26 protein-coding genes and 4 tRNA genes are annotated in these 23,263 nt (G+C 64.4%); 6 read left to right on the top strand and 24 right to left on the bottom strand.

From position 1 onward, the window contains the following. Positions 1 to 81: 81 nt before the first annotated feature. The 22 genes from ACQPXH_RS05180 to ACQPXH_RS05075 form a co-directional block, all read right to left on the bottom strand. On the bottom strand, positions 82 to 1,323 hold the full coding sequence (locus tag ACQPXH_RS05180; protein WP_433601192.1) for an MCE family protein: 1,242 nt from the start codon (positions 1,321 to 1,323) through the stop codon (positions 82 to 84). Further along, positions 1,320 to 2,555: an MCE family protein gene (locus tag ACQPXH_RS05175; RefSeq protein WP_433601191.1), complete on the bottom strand. Its 1,236-nt coding sequence runs from the start codon at positions 2,553 to 2,555 to the stop codon at positions 1,320 to 1,322. The genes ACQPXH_RS05180 and ACQPXH_RS05175 overlap by 4 nt, the downstream gene beginning before the upstream one ends. Further along, positions 2,552 to 3,826 (bottom strand): MCE family protein, encoded by a 1,275-nt coding sequence (locus ACQPXH_RS05170; protein WP_433601190.1) that lies wholly within the window; start codon positions 3,824 to 3,826, stop codon positions 2,552 to 2,554. The genes ACQPXH_RS05175 and ACQPXH_RS05170 overlap by 4 nt, the downstream gene beginning before the upstream one ends. Before the next feature lies 1 nt (position 3,827). After that, a complete protein-coding gene (locus ACQPXH_RS05165) occupies positions 3,828 to 4,838 on the bottom strand; it encodes an MCE family protein (protein ID WP_433601189.1) in 1,011 nt (336 codons plus the stop codon). Continuing rightward, the gene (locus ACQPXH_RS05160) at positions 4,838 to 5,905 is read right to left on the bottom strand and encodes an MCE family protein (protein WP_433603311.1); all 1,068 of its coding nucleotides are present in this window, start codon (positions 5,903 to 5,905) and stop codon (positions 4,838 to 4,840) included. The genes ACQPXH_RS05165 and ACQPXH_RS05160 overlap by 1 nt, the downstream gene beginning before the upstream one ends. 8 nt (positions 5,906 to 5,913) lie before the next feature. Next, entirely contained in the window at positions 5,914 to 7,266 is a 1,353-nt protein-coding gene (locus ACQPXH_RS05155) for an MCE family protein (protein WP_433601188.1), read from the bottom strand. Positions 7,267 to 7,308: 42 nt separating this feature from the next. Then, a complete protein-coding gene (locus tag ACQPXH_RS05150) occupies positions 7,309 to 8,109 on the bottom strand; it encodes an MlaE family ABC transporter permease (RefSeq protein WP_063045471.1) in 801 nt (266 codons plus the stop codon). Between the two features lie 69 nt (positions 8,110 to 8,178). After that, positions 8,179 to 8,940, bottom strand: coding sequence for an MlaE family ABC transporter permease (locus tag ACQPXH_RS05145; RefSeq protein ID WP_063045457.1), 762 nt, complete (start codon positions 8,938 to 8,940; stop codon positions 8,179 to 8,181). A gap of 44 nt (positions 8,941 to 8,984) precedes the next feature. Continuing rightward, the gene (locus tag ACQPXH_RS05140; protein ID WP_174566289.1) at positions 8,985 to 10,061 is read right to left on the bottom strand and encodes an ABC transporter ATP-binding protein; all 1,077 of its coding nucleotides are present in this window, start codon (positions 10,059 to 10,061) and stop codon (positions 8,985 to 8,987) included. Positions 10,062 to 10,304: 243 nt separating this feature from the next. Next, entirely contained in the window at positions 10,305 to 10,685 is a 381-nt protein-coding gene (rplL, locus tag ACQPXH_RS05135) for a 50S ribosomal protein L7/L12 (RefSeq protein WP_040696004.1), read from the bottom strand. 64 nt (positions 10,686 to 10,749) lie between these two features. Further along, on the bottom strand, positions 10,750 to 11,289 hold the full coding sequence (rplJ, locus tag ACQPXH_RS05130) for a 50S ribosomal protein L10 (protein ID WP_433601187.1): 540 nt from the start codon (positions 11,287 to 11,289) through the stop codon (positions 10,750 to 10,752). A gap of 408 nt (positions 11,290 to 11,697) precedes the next feature. Further along, the gene (locus ACQPXH_RS05125) at positions 11,698 to 12,231 is read right to left on the bottom strand and encodes an NADPH-dependent FMN reductase (protein ID WP_433601186.1); all 534 of its coding nucleotides are present in this window, start codon (positions 12,229 to 12,231) and stop codon (positions 11,698 to 11,700) included. 174 nt (positions 12,232 to 12,405) lie between these two features. Beyond that, positions 12,406 to 13,119: a 50S ribosomal protein L1 gene (gene rplA, locus ACQPXH_RS05120; RefSeq protein WP_433601185.1), complete on the bottom strand. Its 714-nt coding sequence runs from the start codon at positions 13,117 to 13,119 to the stop codon at positions 12,406 to 12,408. A 77-nt stretch (positions 13,120 to 13,196) separates the two neighbouring features. After that, the gene (gene rplK / locus ACQPXH_RS05115) at positions 13,197 to 13,631 is read right to left on the bottom strand and encodes a 50S ribosomal protein L11 (protein WP_040696015.1); all 435 of its coding nucleotides are present in this window, start codon (positions 13,629 to 13,631) and stop codon (positions 13,197 to 13,199) included. A 51-nt stretch (positions 13,632 to 13,682) separates the two neighbouring features. Continuing rightward, positions 13,683 to 14,462: a transcription termination/antitermination protein NusG gene (gene nusG / locus ACQPXH_RS05110; protein ID WP_433603310.1), complete on the bottom strand. Its 780-nt coding sequence runs from the start codon at positions 14,460 to 14,462 to the stop codon at positions 13,683 to 13,685. A 105-nt stretch (positions 14,463 to 14,567) separates the two neighbouring features. After that, the gene (gene secE / locus ACQPXH_RS05105; RefSeq protein ID WP_433601184.1) at positions 14,568 to 14,948 is read right to left on the bottom strand and encodes a preprotein translocase subunit SecE; all 381 of its coding nucleotides are present in this window, start codon (positions 14,946 to 14,948) and stop codon (positions 14,568 to 14,570) included. Positions 14,949 to 15,054: 106 nt separating this feature from the next. Beyond that, positions 15,055 to 15,127: transfer RNA gene (locus tag ACQPXH_RS05100), tRNA-Trp, on the bottom strand. A 231-nt stretch (positions 15,128 to 15,358) separates the two neighbouring features. Then, on the bottom strand, positions 15,359 to 16,423 hold the full coding sequence (locus tag ACQPXH_RS05095) for a fused (3R)-hydroxyacyl-ACP dehydratase subunits HadA/HadB (RefSeq protein WP_433603309.1): 1,065 nt from the start codon (positions 16,421 to 16,423) through the stop codon (positions 15,359 to 15,361). A 263-nt stretch (positions 16,424 to 16,686) separates the two neighbouring features. Further along, entirely contained in the window at positions 16,687 to 16,857 is a 171-nt protein-coding gene (rpmG, locus tag ACQPXH_RS05090; protein ID WP_011211653.1) for a 50S ribosomal protein L33, read from the bottom strand. Between the two features lie 43 nt (positions 16,858 to 16,900). Beyond that, positions 16,901 to 16,976, bottom strand: a tRNA-Met gene (locus ACQPXH_RS05085). A 90-nt stretch (positions 16,977 to 17,066) separates the two neighbouring features. Continuing rightward, positions 17,067 to 17,139: transfer RNA gene (locus ACQPXH_RS05080), tRNA-Thr, on the bottom strand. 177 nt (positions 17,140 to 17,316) lie between these two features. Continuing rightward, on the bottom strand, positions 17,317 to 17,808 hold the full coding sequence (locus tag ACQPXH_RS05075; protein ID WP_433601183.1) for a YajQ family cyclic di-GMP-binding protein: 492 nt from the start codon (positions 17,806 to 17,808) through the stop codon (positions 17,317 to 17,319). Positions 17,809 to 18,013: 205 nt separating this feature from the next. On the opposite strand from ACQPXH_RS05075, the gene ACQPXH_RS05070 reads away from it, so the two are divergent. The 3 genes from ACQPXH_RS05070 (at position 18,014) to ACQPXH_RS05060 (ending at position 18,713) form a co-directional block, all read left to right on the top strand. Then, a tRNA-Tyr gene (locus tag ACQPXH_RS05070) sits at positions 18,014 to 18,096 on the top strand. Between the two features lie 197 nt (positions 18,097 to 18,293). Continuing rightward, positions 18,294 to 18,542 carry a hypothetical protein gene (locus ACQPXH_RS05065; RefSeq protein WP_433601182.1) on the top strand — a complete coding sequence of 83 codons (249 nt, stop codon included), beginning with the start codon at positions 18,294 to 18,296 and terminating at the stop codon, positions 18,540 to 18,542. 33 nt (positions 18,543 to 18,575) lie between these two features. Next, positions 18,576 to 18,713 (top strand): hypothetical protein, encoded by a 138-nt coding sequence (locus ACQPXH_RS05060; RefSeq protein WP_433601181.1) that lies wholly within the window; start codon positions 18,576 to 18,578, stop codon positions 18,711 to 18,713. 18 nt (positions 18,714 to 18,731) lie between these two features. On the opposite strand, the gene htpX is transcribed toward ACQPXH_RS05060, so the two are convergent. Then, positions 18,732 to 19,607: a zinc metalloprotease HtpX gene (htpX, locus tag ACQPXH_RS05055; protein WP_433601180.1), complete on the bottom strand. Its 876-nt coding sequence runs from the start codon at positions 19,605 to 19,607 to the stop codon at positions 18,732 to 18,734. A gap of 220 nt (positions 19,608 to 19,827) precedes the next feature. Then, positions 19,828 to 20,850 carry a polyprenyl synthetase family protein gene (locus ACQPXH_RS05050; protein WP_433601179.1) on the bottom strand — a complete coding sequence of 341 codons (1,023 nt, stop codon included), beginning with the start codon at positions 20,848 to 20,850 and terminating at the stop codon, positions 19,828 to 19,830. Positions 20,851 to 21,044: 194 nt separating this feature from the next. On the opposite strand from ACQPXH_RS05050, the gene ACQPXH_RS05045 reads away from it, so the two are divergent. The 3 genes from ACQPXH_RS05045 to ACQPXH_RS05035 all read left to right on the top strand — a co-directional run bounded on the left by ACQPXH_RS05045 (position 21,045) and on the right by ACQPXH_RS05035 (position 23,262). Next, the gene (locus ACQPXH_RS05045; RefSeq protein ID WP_433601178.1) at positions 21,045 to 22,325 is read left to right on the top strand and encodes a geranylgeranyl reductase family protein; all 1,281 of its coding nucleotides are present in this window, start codon (positions 21,045 to 21,047) and stop codon (positions 22,323 to 22,325) included. Between the two features lies 1 nt (position 22,326). Further along, entirely contained in the window at positions 22,327 to 22,740 is a 414-nt protein-coding gene (locus tag ACQPXH_RS05040) for a helix-turn-helix transcriptional regulator (protein ID WP_433601177.1), read from the top strand. A 72-nt stretch (positions 22,741 to 22,812) separates the two neighbouring features. Next, the gene (locus tag ACQPXH_RS05035; RefSeq protein ID WP_433601176.1) at positions 22,813 to 23,262 is read left to right on the top strand and encodes a VOC family protein; all 450 of its coding nucleotides are present in this window, start codon (positions 22,813 to 22,815) and stop codon (positions 23,260 to 23,262) included. Position 23,263 lies beyond the last annotated feature (1 nt).

Below are 23,263 nucleotides of genomic sequence, written 5' to 3'. Positions count from 1 at the left end.
TGTTCTCGGTTCGTTCGCTTCGCTCACTCACGGCCAGCCACCCTAACTTTTGTTACTGCGGCGTAGCCGCGTAGGTCCTGTTCACCGCTTGGGCGTGACCCCCAACAGGGTGGCCATCTGTACGGCGATCGGGTTCAGATTCAGCTTCTCGGGATCGGTCTTGGGGTTCGCATCCCAGGGCTGCACAATGCTCGGATCCGCCAGATCTGCGCGCATTCCGCCGCGCACCGCGGTCGGATTACCGAACGGCACAGTGCATTTCGCGTCCTTGTTGAACGGGAACTCGTCGCGGGTGTCGTCGAAGTCCGGATTCTCCCGCTTCATCTGGTCGAGGATCGCCTTGGTGCCCTCGTAGCCCTGGGTGCACGCGGGCGGGTTGTTCGCCTCGAGCACCAAGCCGAAATGGCTCGTGCCGTCGCCGGGCGCGGTGGAGGACGCGCCGATGGACAGCCCCGGCAGCATCTGCAGCAGCGGACGCAGCGCGTAGAACTTCGGCGAGATGGTCAGCAGCAGCTGACGCAGGTTGGTCAGATCCTCGGTGAGCGCGCCGCCGCTCTCGTTCAGCAGCGCGGTGATCTGCTGGCCGGCATCGGTGCCGGTGCCGATGAGCCGCCGGATATCCGGATCGCTCGAACGCAGTTGGGCGGTGAGTTGGTCGAGGCCCTGGCTGAACTGCCGGATGTAGCCCGACTGCTCGGCCTGGGTGCCCAGTGCGATGCGGCCGTCGCGGATCAACTGGATCGTCTGCGGCAGGCTGTCGTTGAACGTGGCGGTGAACTTGTTCAGCGAATCGACGAAGACCTCGAGGTCGTCGCCCTTGCCGTCGAAGGCCTTGCCGAGTTCGGTGACGGTGGTGTTCAGCGCGGTGAGATCGACCGAGCGAGTGAAGGTATCCACGCTCTGGACCAGCTGCTCGACGGAAATCGGAGTCGTCGCCGAGGTGATGATCGAACCATCGCGCAGATACGGGCCCTTATCGGAATCGGGCTGCAGATCGACGTACTGCTCACCGATGGCCGAACGGTTGGCGATTACCGCCTTTGCCGACTCCGGAATCTTGGGCGCACTCGAATCGAGCACCAGGCCGATAGCCACACCCTTGTCGGTGAGTTCCAGATTGCCGACCCGGCCGACCGGGACACCGCGGTAGGTCACCTCGGCGCCCTTGTAGATGCCGCCGGTCTGCTTCGCGTCGACCTTCACGTTGTACTCGCCGATGCCGAGCATGTGATCGAGCCGAACGTATTTGGCGCCGACGAAAACCACGCCGAGCACCGCGATCAGGGCGAACGCGACCAGCTGGTAGCGCACCAGACGGGTCATCGCTGACCACCTCCGATCTGGTCGAGAATCGCCCCGAGCGGATCGGCAGGCAGCTGCGGCAGGCCGGCGGGGTAGCGCGGAATATTGGGCGGCAGCGGCAGCAGCGATACCGTCGGCCAACCCGGGCGCGGACCATTGCCGCCGTAGTACGGATTGGTCGGATTCACCGGCACCTCGGGGCCGTAGGGCGGTGGGATATAGACCGGGTCACCCTTGCCGACACCGAGATTGCCGAGCGTGACACCGATCTGCTGGTCCACCGAGAGCCAGGTGTTCACCTGGCCGCCGAAGGTGCCCTCCAGCGTCGAGTCCGGGAACGGATAGGTCGGTATCAGCGGCAGCGCGGTGACCAGATCCGGTGCGGCCTTGCCGAGTTCCTGCAGTGTCGGACGCAGCGAGGTCAGATCCGTGATCAGGTCGTCCTTCGAGTGGTTCAACACGTCGAAGCCGGCCTGACCCACCCGATCCAGCTGCTGCAACAGCGAAATCAATTGTGGCCGTTGCTCGTCCAGGATCTTGATGCCTCGCGGCAGCTCATCGATGATCTTGCTGATCTGATCGGTCTGCGTGCTCACCCGACCGCTCAGCGTGGCGAGTCCGTCGATGGCCCTTGTGATGTCGTCGACCTGCTCGTTCAGCCCGCCGATCAGGGTATCGGCCTGATCCAGCAGCGAGCGCACCCGCTCCTCGCGGCCGCCGAGCGTCTTGTTCAGCTCCGTGACGATGGGCTGCAGCTGCGCGACGCCGCCACCGTTGAGCAGCAAGGACAGCGCGCCGAGCACCTGTTCGATCTCGGTCGCGTGCCGGGTGTGGTCGACCGGGATGACCGACCCATCGGCGAGCTTCTTGCTGTCGGGTTCCTCGGCCGGCTTGGACAGTTCGACGAACTTCTCGCCGAGCAGATTCGACTGCCGCACCTCGGCCCGCGCATTGGCGGGCAGGTCGACCGAGGAGTTCACCAGCGCGCGCACGCTGGCCGTCCAGCCGTCCGGAGCAAGGGCGATTTTCTCGACGCGGCCGACCGCCACACCCTCGACCTTGATCGCGGACTGCGGCACCAGATCGAGCACATCGTCGAACCGGATATCGATGGTCATCGGATGGTCGCCGACATCGGCGCCGCCGGGCAGCGGCACCGCGTAGATACCCTCGGACGAGCACGAGGTCACCAGGACCGTGCTCATACCCACCACCAGTACCGCGCTGGCCACGGAACGGATTCGCTTGTTCATCGTTGGCCACCTCCCTGCGAGGGCGGAAGTTGATCGGACGGAGTGCCGGGAACCGTGCCGGGCACCGGGTCGCGCTGCTGATTGTCATTGCTGAGGATGCCGAACGGCAGGATCAGCGTCGGCGTCTTCACACCGGCGGTGATCTGATCGGTGATCTCCTTGCAGTGATCCAGAATCGGGCGCATCTGCTTGCCGAGCGCCTCGAACTTCGGATCACCCGGCATCAACTTGCTCAGATCCAGCATCTTGCACACCGCACCGAACGGATCCTGCAGATCGGTGAAGTTGGCGCGCATATCGAGGGTGCCGGATTCGGCATTGTGGATATTGATCAGATTGCTCAGCGCCAGCGGCAGCACCGGCAGTGCCGCGGCCAGATCGTCGCGCTGCTTGGCGAGCGTCGCGGTGAGCGTGGTCAGGCCCTGGGCATTCTGCTGGATCAGATCCCGGTTCTCGTCGATGAATCGGGCGACATCGCCGAGTGCGACCGACAGCAGGTTCAGCGCCGCGCCGAGATCCTGGCGTTCCCCCGCGAGGAAGGTCGACAGATCCGCGAGCTGGGCATTGAATTGCCGCACCTGCTGGTCGTTCTGGGCCAGCATGGTGACGAAGGTCTGCAGATTCTTGACGGTGTCGAAGATGTCGCCGCGAGCATCGCCGAGGTACCGCGCCGCGCGCGAGAGCTGAGTGATGCTGTTGGCCAACGCATCTCCGTTGCCCGCCAGATTCGCGGCCGAGGTGCGCACCAGTTGGTTCACCGCGCCCTGGGCGTTGGCGCCGTCGGGGCCCAACGCATCCGAGAGTTCGGTGATGCTCTTGTACAGCTGATCGACCTCGACCGGGGTGACCGTGCGATCGCGCGGAATGGTCGCGTTGCGCGCCATTTTCGGTCCGCCGGTGTAGGCCGGGGTCAGCTGGATGTAGCGGTCGGACACGATCGACGGCGTGATCTGCGCGGCCTTGGCATCGGCGGGCACGTCGATGCTGCGGTCGACACTCATCACCACCTTGACCTGCTCGCCTTGCGGCTCGACGGAATCCACCTTGCCCACCGGCACACCGAGGACGCGCACATCCGAACCCTCGTAGATGCCCACGGAGCGGTCGAAGTACGCGGTGATCTTGGTCGTGGTCATCCGATCGAAAAGCCACCAGAGGGCGCCGGCCAGGACCAGCGCCGCGATCACGCCGATCGCGATGGTCGCCTTGGTGCCGCGACGCGAGGTCCGCAGCGCGGTGAGCGGCTCCTTACGAGGCCAGTTCACCCCCATGTCAGTTACCTCCCATGGTGCGCACCGGCGGCCGATCGCCAGGAATCTCCGGCAGGCCGGGCGGGAGCAGGTTCACGATCACCGCGTCGAACCAGCGCCCGGTACCGAGCACATTCGCGTAGAGGCCGTAGAACGGCGCCGCGAGTTCCAGCGTCTTGGAAATGTTCTGCTGATTCTTGTTCAGCAGGTCGATGGAGGCCGCGAGGTTGGTCAACGCCGGCCCCATCTGCTTCTCGTTATCGGCGACCAGCGCGCTCAGTTCGGCCGACACCGTCTTGGCGCCGGTGAGCAGCTGCGCGATGGACTGCTGGCGAATGTTCAACTCGGCCAGCAATTGTCCGCCGTTGGCGAGCAGCCGCTCGAACTGCTGATTGCGGTCGGCGAGCACACCGGTGGTCTGCCTGGTCGCCACGAACAGCTTCTTGAGCTCCTCATCGCGCTTGCCGAGGGTTTCCGAGAGCCGGGCCACGCCGTCGATGGAGTTGCGGATCTCCGGCGGGGTGGTCTCGAATGCCTCCGAGAGCACCCGCATGCTGGTGGCCAGCTGCGCGGTGTCGATCTGGTCGATGTTCTTGGCCGCATCGCTGAACGCGTCCACCACGTCGTACGGAGATACCGTCCGCGACAGCGGAATCACTTTGCTCGGATCGGCGGGCTCGGAGCCCTTCGGATCCAGTGCCAGGTACTTCTGGCCGAGCACGGTCTTGATCTGAATGGAGGCGGTGGTCTCGTTGCCGACCCACGCGTCCTGGGTGCGGAAGTCGACGAGCACCTTATTGCCGTCGAGCCGAACATTCGACACCGCACCGACCTTCACACCGGCGATGCGAACCTCATTGCCCTTCTTGAGGCCCGCGGCCTCGGAGAACTGCGCGGTGTATTTGGTGCCCGCGCCGATGATCGGCAACCTGTCCAGGAAGAACGCGGAGATCGTCACGAGCAGCACCATGGCCAGTCCGAGCACACCCAGGAACGCGGGGCTGCGCTTGCCGAGCAGGATCCGGTCGTCCATCAGTGACCACCCTTCCCCTGGCAGCGCGGTGCGGCATTGGTGTAGAGCGGCTGGTTGACCGTCGGCAAACCGGCGGGGAGGTTGAGCTGCGGCGCATCTACCGCGCCCGGACCGACCACAATGTCGATACCGCACAGATAGAACTGGAACCAGGAGCCGTAACTGCCGGCGCGGCCGAGCTTCTCCATCTTGATCGGCAGATTTGTCAGCGCCGTATTCACTTCGTCCTTGCGCTCGTCGAGGGTGCCGGTGAGCTGGCTGAGCCCGGCGATCGAGCCCTGCAGCGTCGGGCGGGTCGGAACCAGCAGATCCGCGGTGGCCGAGGCCAGATCGGCGAGCGAGGTGACCGAGCTGCCGATGGTGTCGCGTTCGGCGGCCAGCCCGCTGACCAGTGCCTCGGTATTGACGATCAGCTGATCGAACTGGCCCTCGCGTTCGTTGACCGCATTGAGTACGGCCGTCAGGTTGCGCACCAGATCACCGATGACCGCGTCCTTGTCGGCGATCTTGTTCGTCAGGTTCGCGGTGGTCGCCACCAGATCGTGGATGGTGCCCTGTTCGCCTTGGAAGACCTGGATGATCTCGTAGGACAGCTTGTTCACGTCATCGGCGGTCAGCGTCTGGAACAGCGGACGGAAGCCGTTGAACAGTGTGGTCAGGTTCAGTGCGGGCCTGGTGTGCTCGAGCCCGATGGTCGCACCCTTGTTGAGTTTGCGGCCCTGCTCGCCCGTGCCCTGCTCGAGCGCGATATAGCGCTGGCCGACCAGGTTGCGGTACTTGATGGTCGCCGTCGTCGACGCGGGCAGCCAATCGCGGTCGGTCAGTTCGAATCCGACCTCGGCCTGGCGCTTGTCCACGATCTCGACGCTGGTGACCTTGCCGACCCGGACACCGGCGATACGCACCTCGTCACCTTTATTGAGCGAGGTGACATCGGAGAAGCGCGCCTTGAACGCGGTGCCGCCGCCGGTGTAGTTGGCGATCGAGAGCCCGAGGATCGTCGTCGCCAACAGGGTGACGACGACGAAGATGACGAGTTTGGTCAGCGGCCCACCGAGTCCGCGCATCGTTTCCTTCATCGCACGCTCACTTCGCTGCCACGGAATGCGGGTGCACCGATCCTGGTGACCCAGCTGGGCACCTGGTCGGGCGAAACACCGTTCGCCGCACCGTAGATCGTGCCGAGGGTCTGCTGTTCGGCGGGCGAGCCGGCCGTGGTCGGCACATTCGCGGCCGGGTACACGCCGAACTGCGGCACTGGCAGCCTGCCGCTGTCCTGGTCGCCCGGATTGCGGCTCGGCACCTGGTAGGAACCATCGTTGATCGGTCCTCCGGTGTACTGACCCGGATCGGTGAAGACCGGGTATTCCGGCACGCACCAAGGCCCGCGGGTGTCCAGCCAGCGCGGCTCGTCCTGGTTGGGCAGGTACTTGCCACGGGTGTTGGTCAGCTCGATGGTGACTCGCGAGCCGGGCCGCTTCGTGCCCATACCCATGAGCTGGTCGATGCGCGGCTTCATCTTGGCGAAGTTCGCTATTGCGCAGGCGTAGGTCGGCGAGTAGGTCGCCAGCTGTTCCAGCGCGGGCCGCGAGTCGGCGGCCACATCGATGATGTTGTCGCGGTTGGCGATCAGGAAGTCCGCGGTGGTGGCGGCGGTCGGATTCAGCGTGGCCAGCAGGGTATCGATCTGCGGACGACGCTGCACGATGGTCGCGTTGGTGGTACGCAGATTGTCGAATGCGTCGACCAGTTGCGGCAGCGCATCGGAATAGGTGGCGGCAACGTCGGCGAAGCTCACCAGATCCTGCTTCAGATCCGGCATGACCCCGTTGACCTCACGGAAGATGTGATCCAACTTCTCCACCGTCTCACCGAGCGCCAGTCCCTGACCCGAAAGCGCTTGGGACAGTGCGCCGAGCGTCGAGGCGAGATCCTGCGGTGGAATCGCCTGCAGCAGTGGCAGCACATCATCGAGCAGCTTGCTGATCTCGATGGCATTGCCGCTGGTGTCCTGATGCAGGGTCACGCCCTCGGTCAGGTGCTGCTTACTCGGCTCGTCCGGGATGACCAGATCTACATACCGCTCGCCGAACAGCGTCTTCGGCAGCAGCCGGGCCGTCGCATTGACCGGAATCTGCTCGGCCTTACCGGGATCGAGCGCGAGGTCGAGGGTCACCTTGCCGCCCTCGGACCGGCTGGACCTGACCTCGCCGACATTGACGCCGCGCACCTTCACATCGGCATTGCGGGTCAACGCATTTCCCACGCTGTCGGTGATCAGTTCGACCCGGACGGTATCGACGAATGCCTTGTTGTAGATCGCGACCGTAGTGACCAGGAATAGTGCGCAGACCACGAAGAATGCGATTCCGAGCAGCCGGACGCGCAATTTCTCCGTCGCGCGCCACATCTGCACGCGATTACTCATGACGGCACCTCACCGTCGCTCCCAATTCGATTATCCGCGCGCTCATCCAGCAACCCGCACTGTCGTAGTAGTTCCCCAGATTGCGAGGCTCAGGAAGAAATCGAGCACATTCACGAGCACGATCGCCGCGCGCACCGCGCGACCCACCGCAACGCCGACACCGGCCGGTCCGCCGGTGGCGTTGAAGCCGTAATAGCAATGCACCATGATGATTACGAATGCGAAGACCAATACTTTGACGAATGAATACAAGACGTCTTCTGGTGGCAGGAACAGACTGAAATAGTGGTCATAGGAACCACTGGATTGTCCGTTGAACCAGATGCTGATCATTCGCGACGCCAGGAATGTGCCCAGCAGGCCCACGATGTAGAGCGGGATGACCGCGAGGAATCCTGCGATCACCCGGGTGGTGACCAGGAACGGCACACCCGGCACCGCCATCACCTCGAGCGCATCGATCTCCTCGGAGATACGCATCGCGCCGAGCTGGGCGGTGAAACCGCAACCCACCGTTGCCGATAGCGCGAGCGCCGCGACCAGCGGCGCGATCTCGCGGGTGTTGATGTACGCGGTAAGGAAGCCGGTCAGCACCGAGCTGCCGAGCGAATCCAACGCCTTGAAGCCCTGCAGGCCGACGACGACGCCGACCGAGCCGGACATGAACACGATGACACCGATGGTGCCGCCGATGACGGCCAGCGCACCACTGCCGAAGGTCACCTCGGCGAGCAGCCGCATGACCTCCTTGCGGTAGTGCACCGCGGTGCGCGGTATCCAGGCGATGGCCTTGGAATAGAACGACATCTGATCGCCGGCGCGATCGACGACATTCACCGGCATGCGCGCGATCTCACGGACCCGGCGGGCGGATTTCGCCAGGACCGGGGGACGGTACGAGGTGGCCACGGGTCAGGCGCCCTTGGCGGGGACGACCTGCAAATACACGAGTGTCAGGATCAAGTTCACGAAGAACAGAACCATGAAGGTGATAACCACGGATTGGTTCACCGCGTCTCCGACTCCTTTCGGGCCCCCTTTGGGATGCAACCCCTTATACGCGGCGATCACGCCTGCGATCAGACCGAATACCAAGGCCTTGATCTCGCCGATCCACAGGTCCGGCAATTGGGCCAGCGCGGAGAACGAAGCGAGGTAGGCGCCGGGCGTACCGCCCTGCAGCCCGACATTGAAGAAATAGCCGCCGGCGATGCCGACCACCGATACCAAACCGTTGAGCAGCAGCGCGACCAGCATCATGCCGAGTACGCGCGGCACCACGAGCTTCTGCACCGGATCGACGCCGAGCACCTCGAGTGCGTCGATCTCCTCACGGATGGTGCGCGAGCCGAGATCGGCGGCTACCGCCGATCCGGCCGCGCCCGCGATGATCAACGCGGTGACGACGGGGGCGGCCTGCTGGACGGTCGCCAGGACGCTGGTTGCGCCGGTAAACGATTCGGCGCCTAGTTGTTTGATCAGAGAGCCGGTCTGCAGCGCGACAACCGCACCGAACGGGATGGCAACCAGTGCGCTCGGCAAGATCGAGACACTCGCGATGAACCACGACTGCTCGATGAATTCGCGCAACTGGAAAGGCCGTTTGAACGTCTTGCGCATCACGTCGATGAACAGCGCAAAGATGTTGCCGGCCTGGCCAAACCCCGACTCCATTGGAGTCCGCAATCGCGCCAGGGTGGAATTCACGATCGCAGATGTTACCCGTTAGTTGTGTTGTGGCGCACGGTGGTATCGAATGACCCACCCTCGTATCCGCCCAGCTCGCTGTTCTGGTACGCCATGACTTGTGTGTCGTCGTTCTGCTCAAGTGACTCACGGATAGCCGCCTGGGCCGCATGCGGCAGGGTGTGCATGATCTCGCGGACGCGCGCCTGACGGCGAAGCACCGCCTGACGCACCGGCATGCCCGGAGTGGCCCGCATCTGCGGGATGATGCCCTCGACCTCTTCGGCGCCACCGTGATGGTGCCCGGCGTCGACGAGGGCTTGCTCGCGGGCCATCTGCGCCTCGTCCTTCTCCTCCGACATACCGATCGGACCGATCATGCGACCGTTGAGGAACTGCTTGACCACCGGCTCTTCCGAGGTCAACAACACCTCACGCGGACCGAACATCACCAGCGAGCGACGGAACAGCATCCCGATGTTGTCGGGCACGGTGCGCGCCAGGTTGATGTTGTGGGTCACGATCAGGATCGTCGCGTCGATCTGCGCGTTGATATCGATCAGCAGCTGCGACAGATACGAGGTACGTACCGGGTCCAGACCGGAGTCGGGCTCGTCGACCAGGATGATCTGCGGGTCCAGCACCAGCGCGCGGGCCAGACCGGCACGCTTGCGCATACCACCGGAGATCTCACCGGGCAGCTTGCCTTCCGCGCCGAGCAGACCGGTCAGCTCGAGCTTCTCCATCACGATCTTCTTGATGTCCGATTCGGACTTCTTCGTGTGCTCACGCAACGGGAACGCGACGTTGTCGAACAGGTTCATCGACCCGAACAGCGCGCCGTCCTGGAACAGCACACCGAACAGCTTGCGGATTTCGTAGAGTTCCTTATTGGAGCAGGTGGTGATATCAGTGCCGTCGATGAAGATCGAACCGCGCTCCGGACGCAGCAGACCGATCAGCGATTTCAAAAAGACGGACTTACCGGTACCCGAGGGGCCGAGCAGCGCGCTGACCTCACCCGAGGGCAGCGTCAGTGAGACGTCCTGCCAAATTCGCTGTGAACCGAAGGACTTGGTAACACCCTCGGTCCTGACCTCGACGCCCACGCCAACCTCCACAAATTCTCTGCGAGCCACCCACCGGCGAACCGCGCTATTCGGTGTATCACGGTGTGTCGCATCACAGTGGGTGCGGTCACTGTATCCCATGATCATGACGCGGCACAGCCTTACCTGACCGAAGAGTAACCCCGAATCACTCGCAATATTCGCATTACCGTCGCACGCGTCATGACAACGCAAACGGGCGGCCCCCAATGGGAACCGCCCGTTCGACGAGGTACTCGCGAATTACTTCACGGAAACCTTGGCGCCGGCCTCTTCCAGCTTCGCCTTGGCAGCCTCGGCGGCGTCCTTGGCGACCTTCTCCAGGATCGGCTTCGGGGCGCTCTCGACGAGGTCCTTGGCTTCCTTCAGGCCCAGGCCCGAGACGATCTCACGGACCACCTTGATGACCTGGATCTTCTTGTCGCCGGCACCCTCGAGGATAACGTCGAACTCGTCCTGCTCCTCGGCGGCTTCGGCCGGAGCGGCAGCGCCACCGACGGCGGCGACGGCGACCGGGGCAGCCGCGGTGACCTCGAACTTCTCCTCGAACTTCTTGACGAAGTCCGACAGCTCGAGCAGGGTCATGTTGCCGAAGGTCTCGAGCAGTTCGTCAACGTTGGCCATTGTTGTTTCCTTTCGGTAGTTGGTTGTCTATGTGGGCGAGCCGCACGCGATCCACCCGGGGGTGTTACTCGGCGGCAGCTCCGCCTTCTTCGGCCTGCTTCTTCTCCTGCAACGCGGCGGCCAGGCGGGCCACCTGCGAAGCGGGAGCGTTGAACAGACCGGCAGCCTTCGCCAGGTTGCCCTTCATCGCGCCGGCCAGCTTGGCCAGCAGCACCTCGCGGGACTCCAGGTCGGCGATCTTCTCGACCTCGGCAACGGACAGCGCGGCGCCGTCCATGTACCCGCCCTTGATGATGAGCGCCTTGTTCTCCTTGGCGAAGGTCTTGATGGCCTTCGCCGCGTCGACCGGCTCGCCCTTGATGAAGGCGATGGCGGTCGGTCCGACGAACAAGTCGTCCAGGCCAACGACGCCCGCTTCCGCAGCCGCCCGCTTGACCAGGGTGTTCTTGGCGACGGAGTAGCTAGCGCCTTCGCCGAGCGCGCGCCGCAGATCGGTGAGCTTACCGACCGACAGACCACGGTATTCCGTGATGACGGTGGCCGACGAGCTCTTGAACTGCTCCGTGATCTCCTCGACCGCGGTGACCTTCTCGGGTTTTGCCATACTTCGCCTCCTCTCTGGATGTCGGTTCGTATTCGAACTGCCGAGTACCAGGGGCCGGCGAAAAGCAAACGCCCCGAACGCAGAGCGTTCCGGGGCGCAATAGGTGATCGACCCGGGCATGGCCCAGATCGAATCCCAGCCTCGGTCCTCCCTGCGTGGGCCGCCGGCTCGATGCCGGACCTTCGACCACGCCCGAACGGGCGCAGCGACCAACGGTCTTCGGTAGAACGGATTGGGTAGTCATCGAACTCGTCGATTACTTCGGTCCAGAGTAGCCGAATCCACCCCCATCTGCCAAAACGCGGGCGCGGTCGTCGCCATCTTCCTACCAGCTGATTATCGGGGTGAGTCGAATGGTGGCTCGGACTCGGTCCGAACGCCACCATTCGACTCACCTCGGCGGGGTGCTCAGACCGGGGTGCTCTGGTGGACCAGGCGGGTGAGAACGGTTAGTGCGCCGGTGCGGAATTCGGGGGTGGTGACCAGGCCGTTGGCATCAACGGCGTCGCGAGCTACCGGGAGGCGGGCACAGTTGGCTCGGTCGACGATGGCACCGACATAACCCAGCACTGTGGTCAGCGTGGTGGCCGCACCTTCGCCACGCCCCTGAGCGGCGACGTTGAGGAAGGCCGTTGGCTTTTCGTAGAGGTCGGCCGTGCCGACGGTCCAATCGAGCAGATTCTTGAAGCTGCCGGGAAGGGTGCCCGCGTACTCCGGAGTGCAGAGCAGTACCGCGTCGGCGCGCGAAATGTGTTCGTGCAGTGCGACAACCGACGGATGGCCGGTCCCGTCATCATCGGGACTGAACGCGGGAAGTTCGGCGAGGCCTTCGTACCAGAAGGTCTCGATCCCCTCGGGCGCGATCGCCGCGACAGTGCGCAGTGCGGCGGTATTGGTCGAAGCACTACGTGTGCTCCCGGAAATCAGCAGAACGGCTGTCACCTCAGGGGCAACCACCGCCGCGCACGAATTAGTCCGGTTCGCGGTGCATCCACCGCACCAGCACACTCCGCCGCCACCCCAGGAGAATCAGCCGAATACACCGCAAGGGCGGGAACGCGATTCGCGTTCCCGCCCTTGCCGGTAATACACAGCTTCCGAAGAGCCGGGTGCTACTTACGCATCCTCCTCGAGGAGGTTGCGGGTGCGGTTCGGGTCCACCGGGATGCCCGGTCCGGTGTTCGTCGAGACCGTCACCTTCTTGACGTAGCGGCCCTTGGCGGTCGACGGCTTGGCACGCAGGATCTCGTCCAGCGCCGCGCCATAGTTCTCCACCAGTTTGGCATCGTCGAAGGACGCCTTGCCGATGACGAAGTGCAGGTTGGCCTGCTTGTCGACGCGGAAGTTGATCTTGCCGCCCTTGATGTCGTTGACGGCCTTGGTCACATCGTTGGTGACCGTGCCCGTCTTCGGGTTCGGCATCAGGCCGCGCGGGCCAAGGACACGCGCGATCCGGCCGACCTTGGCCATCTGGTCCGGGGTGGCGATCGCGGCGTCGAAGTCCAGCCAGCCGCCCTGGATCCGCTCGATCAGATCCTCGGCGCCGACGGCGTCCGCACCGGCGGCCTCGGCCTCGGCGGCCTTCTCACCGGCCGCGAACACGATGACGCGGGCGGTCTTACCGGTGCCGTGCGGCAGGTTGACCGTGCCGCGGACCATCTGGTCGGCCTTGCGGGGATCCACACCGAGACGAACGGCGACCTCGACGGTCGCGTCGGTCTTGGTGGTTGCGGTCGCCTTCGCCAGCCGCGCGGCGGCCAGCGGGGCGTAGAGCTGAGTGCGATCGACCTTCTCGGCCGCGGCGAGATACGCCTTGCTTCGTTTTGCCATGATTTTCTGTCCTTAATCTGGTTCAGAAGTGGTTATCGGGTCTGGCCGACCCTCCCACCGGGATTGCGAGTGCGAACTCACGCCTCGACGGTGATACCCATCGAACGCGCGGTACCCGCGATGATCTTGGCCGCCTGGTCGATGTCCTTGGCGTTCAGATCTTCCTGCTTGGTCTTGGCGATCTCCCGGACCTGGTCCATGGTGACCTTCGCGACCTTGGTCTTGTGCGGCTCGGCCGAGCCCTTCTGCACACCGGCGGCCTTGAGCAGCAGCTTGGCGGCGGGCGGGGTCTTCAGCTTGAAGTCGAAGGTCCGGTCCTCGTATACCGAGATCTCGACCGGAATGACGTTGCCACGCTGCGACTCGGTCGCGGCGTTGTACGCCTTGCAGAACTCCATGATGTTGACGCCGTGCTGACCGAGCGCGGGGCCGACCGGAGGGGCCGGGTTCGCCTGGCCGGCCTGGATCTGAAGCTTGATGATCCCGGCGAGCTTCTTCTTCTTGGGGGGCATCTTTCTTTCCTAGGGTTTTTGTGTCCTTGCTCTTTGCAAGATTCGGGGGTCCTAGATCTTCGCGACCTGGGTGAACGCCAGCTCGACCGGCGTCTCGCGCCCGAAGATCGACACGAGCACCTTCAGCTTCTGCTGCTCGGCATTGACCTCGGAGATGCTGGCGGGCAGCGTCGCGAACGGGCCGTCCATCACGGTCACCGACTCGCCGACCTCGAAGTCGACCTCGATGACCGGCTTGGGCGCGAGATCGGTGGCGGTCGAAGCCGCCGCGGCGGCCTCGGCAGCGGGCTTCTTCTGCTGCTGCGCGGCCGGGACCAGGAACTTCACCACGTCGTCGATGGAAAGCGGTGACGGCCGCGAGGTGGCACCGACGAAACCGGTCACACCGGGGGTGTTGCGCACCGCGCCCCACGACTCGTCGTTGAGTTCCATCCGGACCAGGATGTAACCGGGCAGCACCTTGCGGTTGACGTGCTTGCGCTGACCGTTCTTGATCTCGGTGACCTCTTCGGTCGGCACCTCGACCTGGAAGATGTAATCCTCGAGGTCCAGGTTCTGCACGCGGGTCTCGAGGTTGGCCTTCACTTTGTTCTCGTAACCGGCGTACGAGTGAATTACGTACCAATCGCCCGGGGCGCGCCGCAGCGCGGCCTTCATCTCGGCAACCGGGTCGGCGGGTTCGGCATCGACAGGAGCGGCCTCGACAACTTCGGCGTCAGCGGCGTCGGATTCGTCGACAACAGCTTCCTCGACGGCCGCGGACTCCTCGACGGTCTGCACCGCTTCGTCGACCGGGAACTCGTCGGTTGTGTCGTTCTCCGGGGTGCTCACTGGGGCACTCGCTTCCTGTGTCGTCACGTACATCCTTTGCGTACCGGGCCTGGCGCGCTGTAACGCGCCGGCTCGGGGTCGGCTACCGGCGTCGGCGGCGATCAGCTAGCCGAACAGCCAGTTGACACCCTTGATGAACGCCAGATCCAACCCGCTGATGAACGCGACCATGAAAATCACGAACACCAGAACAACGCTCGTATAGGTGACCATCTGCTTCCGGTTGGGCCAGATCACCTTGCGCAGTTCCGCGACTACTTCGCGCAGGAACTTGATCAAACGCTTGAACGGGTTACCCGTCTTCTTGCGTTCGGCCCGATCGGTCTTGGCTGCCTTGCCCGACGTGGGCCGATCGATCGTGGCGACCGAGCCCGAATCGGCATTGCGACTGCGCCGCGCGGACCTCTTACCGCTCGGCCGAGCCACCGCGGAGGTGTCGTCGTCCTCGGCATGCGCGCCGTGGCGATTGTCCCGCTCGTCGCTCACGCCGTCACCTCGCTACGCTCGGCGCCGCCGTGCGCGATGCGCGCTGTGCCAATGGCTCGCTCGCTACGCTCGCTCACGTCGATCCTTTCGTCGCTGGCATCCAGGGCAGGGGCGACAGGACTTGAACCTGCAACCTGCGGTTTTGGAGACCGCTGCTCTGCCAGTTGAGCTACGCCCCTTCGGTTGGACGATCCAGCTGTCCAACCACTGTTCTGTGTTCAGTTGTCGTTCTTCCATCTGGTTTCACACAACACGCGCGCCACTCCGGCAGTTGCCGGCCCCGTCGGCGAATCCGTGCGGACTCACCTGGAACCAGCCCTTGCAGAGCAGCGCGCAGCGGCTGGTGACCCCAGAAATCTGAGTGTACGTTACCGCCTGCGGCATATGCCAATCAGGGTCGCTCGACCAGGTCAGGCCAGTTGGACCGTCGCGGTGGCGCGTCCGAAGATCTTCTTGCCCGCCGACTTCGCCACGATGGCGACGACCGCGGTCCGGGTCTCCGGATCCACCGACTTCACCTTACCCGTGAACTCGACCTCCGCAGGCTCCTCGGAGCCCACGTAGACCGGGCTGGTGAAGCGGACGTTGTACTCCTTGACCGCGCCGGGATCGCCGAGCCAGGAGGTGACGAAACCGCCGCCGAGGCCCATGGTGAGCATGCCGTGCGCGACCACGTTGTCCAGGCCGACCAGCTTGACGACCTCGTCACTCCAGTGGATCGGATTCGCGTCGCCGGAGACGCCCGCGTAGTTCACCAGATCGCCGCGGGTCAGCCGAACGGTACGCGGGGGCAGCTCGTCGCCGACGGCGACGTCCTCGAAGTCGATCGCGTGCTTGCTCGGCACGATCGCAGGCACCACGGGTGCGGGCGCCGCGAGTGCATCGGCGGCGGCACCGGTGCGCGGACGGTGGCTCGGCGCGTCCTCGCCGATACCGTGCATGAGCACATTGCGGACCGCGCCCTGCAGGTTCGGATCGATATCGCCGCCGCTGCGCCCGATCAGCGTGGTGTAGGTGGTGAGCACCACCTCGTCCTGTGCGGTGACGATGTTCTTGGTGACGATGATGTCGCCACCGAAGGCCTGCCGGAACGAGTGCAGGTAGACATCGCAGACCAGCTGATCGCCGACCTTGATCGGCCGGTGGAATTCCAGGATCTGATCGGTCTGCATGATCTGGCTCAGGTCGTAGCCCGTGACGATCTGCTCGAAGAGTTTGCGCTGGGCCAGAATTCCGACCAGGGAGATGAAGGTGACCGGGGCGAGCAGGCTGTCGTAGCCGTAATCCTGCGCGGCGTCTTCATCCCAGTGCACCGGGTGATAATCCTGCACAGCGCGCGCGTATTCACGCACCTTCTCGCGGCCGACCTCGTAGTAGTCGTCGACGCGGTAATGATGACCGACCATCGCCGCGGCGTGCGCCGCGGGATCGAGTTCTTCGTCCGCTGCGACCGCTTCGTCTGTACCGGTGTTGATTGTCACGGGAGGACTGTACCTATCTGACCCCGAGCCCCGGAGTCGACGGAGCGTTCACGACTGCGCCTCGCTAGCGCTCGGCTCCGTCGTGCCCGCTTGGCGGCTGTGTCGATCGGTTACTCGCTTCGCTCGCAACGCCCACCGCACTCGATTCGTAAAACACGATAGGGCCGGACATATGTCCGGCCCTCGCAAGTGTCACGACCCGAGAATCCGGGACCGACCCGGAAGCCAATCAACGCGGCAGCGGCACGCGTGGTGGACTAGCGGGATTCGCGGTGCGCCCGGTGGGTGCCACAGTTCGGGCAGAACTTCTTCAGCTCCAGCCGATCCGGGTCGTTGCGCCGGTTCTTCTTGGTGATGTAGTTGCGGTGCTTGCACTGCTCGCAGGCCAAGGTGATCTTTGGCCGGACATCGGTGGACTTCGCGGCCACGATATTCCTTCTTTCGGGTCAACCAGATGGTCTGATCGGTTTTTGGTAGCGATGGCCGGACTTGAACCGGCGACACAACGATTATGAGTCGTTTGCTCTACCGACTGAGCTACACCGCCACGGGGTCGCATTGCTTGGTGATGCCGCGCCCGGCCCCACAGAGTGGAGGTTGTAGCGATGCCGAGTCGGTCACCACCGGCAATCCGGCGAGCCCCCTAACGGAATCGAACCGTTGACCTTTTCCTTACCATGGAAACGCTCTGCCGACTGAGCTAAGGGGGCATGACTAGCTCCGCACCGTGACCCACTTTCAGGACTCCGGCGCGGCGAAGTCTTGAACGAGATTACACACTCACCGGTCGCACCTCCAAACCGAGTGGTCAGAGCGGTTTTTGCGGCCACACGCGGCGAGCCGCCAGCGACCGCTCGCCGGTCGCTCGAAAAGATCGGCCACGACACCTACCGGTAATTGACGAACTGCAGCGCGATGCCGAAGTCCTCACCTTTCAGCAATGCGATCACCGCCTGCAGATCGTCGCGCTTCTTACTGGAGACGCGTAGTTCGTCACCCTGGATCTGCGCCTTGACGCCCTTGGGCCCCTCGTCGCGGATCTTCTTGGAAATTTTCTTCGCATGCTCGGCGTCGATGCCCTGCACCAGCGTGCCGGTGATTTTGTAGGTCTTGCCGGAGGCCACGGGCTCACCGGCATCGAAGGCCTTGAGCGAGATATCGCGGCGAATCAGCTTTTCCTTGAATACGTCGAGCGCCGCCTTGACCCGCTCCTCGGCCTCGGCACCGAGCACGATCTTGTCCTCGCCGGACCATTCGATACTCGCGCCGGTGCCACGGAAGTCGTAGCGGGTGTTCAGCTCCTTCTCCGCCTGATGCAGCGCGTTGTCGACCTCCTGACGGTCGACCTTGCTGACAACATCGAAAGACGAATCGGCCACACTTCGCTCCTGTCCTGGCGGTCCAACGGGTCCCAGCTGACCCTTTCGAGCGACCTGCAAGCAGTCGCCGGCGACCAGATGATCCAGTCACCGTCAGTTCTACCCCGGAGCGCGACCCTAGTCCCGCCACATGGCCGATGGCCAGCCGGTTTGCGTTCAGGGTGCAGGTTCGTTGTAAGCTGCTCTGCGCGCCGAGAAGCGCGACGGCAGGTTGCCCGAGCGGCCAATGGGAGCAGACTGTAAATCTGTCGGTGAAAGCCTACGTAGGTTCGAATCCTACACCTGCCACCGAAAACCCCCGTCGATCATCATGATCGACGGGGGTTTCTCATTCGCCGCGGCGGTGCTGTTCGGCAACTGTTGCAATTCGGCGATTGGCGTGGCGACCAGACCGTGCTCACGCCGCAGCCGCTCGACCGCCGGAGCCGATTCGGGATGCCGGCGGACCAGCGCCGGAAAGACACCGTCCGCAATGTGTGATGCTCATGCAGCGCGAATGTGTGATGCTCATGCAGCGCGCCACCGAACGCGACACAGTGGCCGCGCAGATCCATTGGCAGGCTTGGGATTTCACCCCCATCCTGAAGCTGGTCGAGTTGCGTGCGAACCGTCACGAGATCGCGCCGCGATTGCTTGTGCACCGTCCGCAGGTGGTCGTCGGTGGCGGCGCGCGGGGCATTTGCCGCGTCCTTCCGGATCGCCGAGCGCCGGGCACTAGCCTTGCCAGAGATTAGATTTTGCTTGGCAAACAAATACTTTGTGGAGGTGTGCGGGATGTCAGCGGGTGCGCGTGGCATCGGGTGGACGAAGGCTTTCGGAGTCTGCTGCTGCTCATGCCACGGGTGGTGGGGCGGGCCGAGAAGATGCGCGTTCCCGAACAGGAACTCGCGACCGAACACGATTGAGCGCGTCGGGTCCGCCGATCAGTAGTTGCGGGGCCCGCCCGCCATTTCCTCGAGACGGGCGATGCGATCGGCCATCGGGGGGTGAGTGGAGAACAGGCGTGCCGCACGCTCACCGGCGCGGAAGGGGTTGGCGATCATCAGGTGCGACTGGGCCGTCAGCTGCGGCTCAGGGGGCAGCGGGGCGGCCTGCACGCCGCGCTCCAGCTTGCGCAGCGCCGAGGCCAGGGCGAGCGGATCGCCGGTGAGTTCGGCGCCGGATTGGTCGGCTTGATATTCACGGGAGCGGGAGACCGCCAACTTGACCAGGGTCGCGGCGATCGGGCCGAGCAGCGTCACCAGGATCACGCCGAGGATATTGGGGCCCTCACCATTGCGGTTGCCGCCGAATATCGAGGCGGAGAAGGCCAGGTTGGCCACGCCGGAGATGACCGCGGCCAGTGCGCCCGCGATCGAGGAGATCAGGATGTCGCGGTTGTAGACGTGCGATAGCTCATGGCCGAGCACCGCGCGTAGTTCGCGTTCGTCGAGGATCTGCAGGATACCGCTGGTGCAGCAGACCGCGGCGTGGCGCGGATTGCGTCCGGTCGCGAAGGCGTTGGGGGCGTTGGTCGGGCTGATGTAGAGCTGCGGCATCGGCTGACGCGCCGTGGTCGCGAGCTCGCGCACGATGCGATAGATGACCGGGGCCTCCAGCTCGCTGACCGGCTGGGCGTGCATGGCCTCGAGCGCGATCTTATCGCTGTAGAAATAGGCGTAGGCATTCATGCCTACGGCGAGCAGGATCGCCAGGAAGAGAATCATCGGGCTGCGGAACATCGCCCCGACGAACACGATCAGGGCCGAGAGGCCGACCATGAGCCCGAACGTCTTCAGCCCATTCGCATACCCGTGCATGTCCGCCTCTCCGCGTATTCAGGCCGTACAAGTCAGTGCCGCGAGACCCGGTCACCGGTCCTGTGTCGAGTGCCTGGTGGGTTCTGGGCGTACCGGCGGGTTACCGATGTACTCACGAAATCGGTCGTCGCGGTTGCCACGACCTCACCGATTGGATTACACCAGGTCAACGCAGGGGGCCGAGCGAAGGTTCCTGATCGAAATGTGAGCTACGTGCCACCTAACCGACGCGTTCGATGGTGTAGCGGACCAAGTGCTCCAGGGCGTCGTTGGCCGGGCCCGACGGCAGCACGGAGAGTTCGGCGTGCGCGATATCGGCGTAGCTCTGCAGCTTGTCCTTGGCCAGCACCATGCCGCGCGAGCGGGCGAGCAGGGACAGCGCCTCCTCGACCTCGTCGTCGGTCTGCAGCGGGTGGGCCAGCAGTTTGCGCAGGCGGTCGCCCTCGGCGCCCTCGTCGCGCAGCGCGTACAGCACCGGCAGGGTGTGCACGCCCTCGCGCAGGTCGGTGCCCGGCGTTTTACCGGATTGTTCGGCGGCCGAGGAGATGTCGATGATGTCGTCGGAGATCTGGAAGGCCGTGCCGACCGCATCGCCGAGCCGAGCCAGCCGCTCGACGTGTTCGGCATCGGCGCCGGAGAAGGTGCCGCCGAAGCGTCCGGCGGCGGCGATCAGCGAGCCGGTCTTCTCCCAGACCACGCGCAGGTAATGCTCGACCGGATCCTGGGATTCGCGCGCGCCCATGGTTTCCCGCATCTGGCCGGTGACCAGTTCGGCGAAGGTTTCGGCGATGATCCGCACGGCATCGGGACCGAGAGTCGAGGTCAGCCGTGACGCGTGCGCGAAGAGATAGTCGCCGGCGAGGATGGCGATGCTGTTGCCCCAGCGTGAATTCACGCTCGGGGCGCCGCGGCGCATCGTGGCCTCGTCCATGACGTCGTCGTGGTACAGCGTCGCCAGGTGCACCAGCTCGACCACGGTGCCCGCAGTGATCAGCGCCGGATCAGTGGGGCGCGGACCGAGCTGGCCGGTGAGGATGGTGAACAGCGGGCGGAATCGCTTGCCTCCGGCCTTGGCCAGATGCAGCGCCGCCTCCTGTAGGAACAGCTCGCCGTCGGACAGCTCATCGATCAGGAGTTTTTCGACATCGATGAGGCCATTGCGCACGGTCTCCGCGAGCTCGGTATCACCGAGATCGACTCCGGCCACCACCGTGCTCTCATCACTCACAGCCGATGTGCTCATCTCTTCTCCCAGCGATGCGTCCGACCCCACGGTAGAGAACCTAGCGTGTCCCCGCCGCACGGCCCATCAACACCGTCACTATGCGGTGTATCAGACACTTTTCCATATGGTTTACCGACCTCATCGATCGCATGGTCTGCGCCAGGGGCGGGCTCCATCGACACGAACCGAATGCTCCTGCGAGTATTGAGCGCATGGGTTCACCGGATGTCACCCCCGCCGGCGGGGACGGGGAGACGCAGAGCGCGATTCCCACACAGACCGAAGTGCTCGTGGTCGGTGCCGGGCCGGCCGGATCGGCCGCCGCCACCTGGGCCGCGCGGGCCGGTCGCGATGTCCTGCTCATCGATTCCGCTGTCTTCCCACGTGACAAGACCTGCGGCGACGGACTCACTCCGCGCGCGACCGCCGAATTGGAGCACCTCGGACTCGGCGATTGGCTGCGCGCGCACACCGTGAACCACGGCCTGCGGCTGACGGGTTTCGGCCGCGAGGCGCTGTTGCCGTGGCCGGGCGGCTCCTTCCCAACGTATGGAAGTGCCGTTCCCCGAACCGAACTCGACGACAAGCTGCGTGAGACAGCTGTGAAGTCCGGGGCCAGGATGCTGGACGGCACGAAAGTGATCGATGTCATCCGGGAGGGTGTTCGCGTCACGGGTGTGACGGTGCAGACGGCGGAGGGCACCCGTGCGATCGGATGCAGGACGCTCGTCGTCGCCGACGGTGTCCGCTCCCCGATCGGCAAACTGCTCGGGCGCACGTGGCATCGGCAGTACGCCTATGGCACCGCGGCCCGCGCCTACATCAAGTCCGCGCGCAGCGACGACCAGTGGATCACTTCACATCTGGAACTGCGCAACGCCGACGGCGACTTGGTGCCCGGCTACGGCTGGGTGTTCCCGCTGGGCAATGGCGAGGTGAATATCGGCGTCGGCTCGCTGGCCACCGAGCGGCGGCCTTCGCATATCGCGCTGAAACCGCTGCTGGCGCACTACACCTCGTTGCGCCGCGAGGAGTGGCAGTTCGACGGTTCGCTGCGGGCGGTCGCGTCCGCGCTGCTGCCGATGGGTGGGGCGGTGTCGAATGTCGCGGGGCGCAATTGGGTATTGATCGGCGATGCCGCGGGCTGTGTGAATCCGCTCAACGGCGAGGGCATCGATTACGGACTGGAGGGCGGGCACATGCTCGCCGAACTGCTGGACGAACCGGATCTCACGAAGGTCTGGCCGGAACTCTTGCGTACCCGCTACGGTCGGACGTTCTCCGTGGCGCGACGGATCGCCGGTCTGGCGACTCACCCCAGGATGGTGCCGATGGGCGGCCCGCCGGTGATGCGGTCGAAGTATCTGCAGCGCACCGCGGTTCGGGTGATGGGCAATCTGGTCACCGACGAGGATCTGGATCTGACGGCAAGGGCCTGGCGGGCCGCGGGCCGGGCGTCCTACCGCTTCGACGAACTCGCACCCTTCACCTGAGATGACCGGATTACCCGCGCTCTACCTACTTCCGCATCTGCGACGGGCGCGCGATCTTGCGGACCGGAACTATGCCGAGCCGTTGAATCTGGACGAATTGGCCGCCGCCGCAGGGGTTTCGAAGTATCACTTCCTGCGCGCGTTCGCGGCCGTATACGGCGTGACGCCCGCGGCGTATCTGGCGGAGCGACGAATCGAGCGGGCACAGGACTATCTGCGGGCCACCAACCTCACCGTGACCGAGGTCTGCATGCTTGTCGGATACAGCAGTCTCGGGTCGTTCAGCAGTAAGTTCCGGCAATTGGTCGGGGTGACGCCGTCGGAGTATCAGGCCAAATTCGCGGACGGCGCGCCACGGATTCCCGGCTGTTATGTGTTCATGCACGGGCTGTCGGATCGCAAGCCGCGGGGCTGAGTGCTCAGCGGTTCGCGCAACTCAGCAATTTCGGAGAAGCGCCCAGGTCGACGCCCCTCCTAGCCTTTGGGCATGACTATTACGAATGTCTCGCTGGTCACCGTGTACGTCACCGACCAGGACGCGGCCAAGCAGTGGTACACCGAAAAGCTGGGGTTCGTCGAGACCAGCGATGTGACGATGGGCGACAATGGATTCCGCTGGGTCAGCGTGGCACATCCCGATCATCCCGAACTCGAAATCACCCTGATGATTCCGGGACCGCCACTGGATGACAATCTCGCCGACGCCATCCGCCGGGCCCTGGCCAACGGCACCAACGGCGCGCTCGGTCTGAAGACCGACGACTGCCAGAAGACCTTCGAGGAATTGACCGCCAGGGGCGTGGAGTTCATCCAGCCGCCCGCCGAACGGCCCTATGGCACCGAGGCGATCATCCGGGACAACTCCGGCAACTGGCTGGTGCTGGTGGAGCCCAAGGAATTCAGCCCCAAGGAATTCAGCCCGGGAGATTCCGCCTAGC

Origin of the sequence: Nocardia sp. CA-135953 (assembly GCF_050955735.1) — a bacterium.
In the GTDB taxonomy this organism is placed as follows: Bacteria; Actinomycetota; Actinomycetes; order Mycobacteriales; family Mycobacteriaceae; genus Nocardia.
The sequence above is the reverse complement of the archived record's forward strand: the minus strand, read 5'-3'. Positions and strand labels throughout refer to the sequence as shown.

What these genes read in the sequence shown, in the direction of transcription:
- ACQPXH_RS05180 (WP_433601192.1), bottom strand. Translation starts at nt 1,323, where the DNA reads ATGACCCGTCTGGTGCGCTACCAGCTGGTCGCGTTCGCCCTGATCGCG.
- ACQPXH_RS05175 (WP_433601191.1), bottom strand. Translation starts at nt 2,555, where the DNA reads ATGAACAAGCGAATCCGTTCCGTGGCCAGCGCGGTACTGGTGGTGGGT.
- ACQPXH_RS05170 (WP_433601190.1), bottom strand. Translation starts at nt 3,826, where the DNA reads ATGGGGGTGAACTGGCCTCGTAAGGAGCCGCTCACCGCGCTGCGGACC.
- ACQPXH_RS05165 (WP_433601189.1), bottom strand. Translation starts at nt 4,838, where the DNA reads ATGGACGACCGGATCCTGCTCGGCAAGCGCAGCCCCGCGTTCCTGGGT.
- ACQPXH_RS05160 (WP_433603311.1), bottom strand. Translation starts at nt 5,905, where the DNA reads ATGCGCGGACTCGGTGGGCCGCTGACCAAACTCGTCATCTTCGTCGTC.
- ACQPXH_RS05155 (WP_433601188.1), bottom strand. Translation starts at nt 7,266, where the DNA reads ATGAGTAATCGCGTGCAGATGTGGCGCGCGACGGAGAAATTGCGCGTC.
- ACQPXH_RS05150 (WP_063045471.1), bottom strand. Translation starts at nt 8,109, where the DNA reads ATGCCGGTGAATGTCGTCGATCGCGCCGGCGATCAGATGTCGTTCTAT.
- ACQPXH_RS05145 (WP_063045457.1), bottom strand. Translation starts at nt 8,940, where the DNA reads ATGGAGTCGGGGTTTGGCCAGGCCGGCAACATCTTTGCGCTGTTCATC.
- rplL (WP_040696004.1), bottom strand. Translation starts at nt 10,685, where the DNA reads ATGGCCAACGTTGACGAACTGCTCGAGACCTTCGGCAACATGACCCTG.
- rplJ (WP_433601187.1), bottom strand. Translation starts at nt 11,289, where the DNA reads ATGGCAAAACCCGAGAAGGTCACCGCGGTCGAGGAGATCACGGAGCAG.
- rplA (WP_433601185.1), bottom strand. Translation starts at nt 13,119, where the DNA reads ATGGCAAAACGAAGCAAGGCGTATCTCGCCGCGGCCGAGAAGGTCGAT.
- rplK (WP_040696015.1), bottom strand. Translation starts at nt 13,631, where the DNA reads ATGCCCCCCAAGAAGAAGAAGCTCGCCGGGATCATCAAGCTTCAGATC.
- ACQPXH_RS05065 (WP_433601182.1), top strand. Translation starts at nt 18,294, where the DNA reads ATGCAGCGCGAATGTGTGATGCTCATGCAGCGCGCCACCGAACGCGAC.
- htpX (WP_433601180.1), bottom strand. Translation starts at nt 19,607, where the DNA reads ATGCACGGGTATGCGAATGGGCTGAAGACGTTCGGGCTCATGGTCGGC.
- ACQPXH_RS05050 (WP_433601179.1), bottom strand. Translation starts at nt 20,850, where the DNA reads ATGAGCACATCGGCTGTGAGTGATGAGAGCACGGTGGTGGCCGGAGTC.
- ACQPXH_RS05045 (WP_433601178.1), top strand. Translation starts at nt 21,045, where the DNA reads ATGGGTTCACCGGATGTCACCCCCGCCGGCGGGGACGGGGAGACGCAG.
- ACQPXH_RS05040 (WP_433601177.1), top strand. Translation starts at nt 22,327, where the DNA reads ATGACCGGATTACCCGCGCTCTACCTACTTCCGCATCTGCGACGGGCG.
- ACQPXH_RS05035 (WP_433601176.1), top strand. Translation starts at nt 22,813, where the DNA reads ATGACTATTACGAATGTCTCGCTGGTCACCGTGTACGTCACCGACCAG.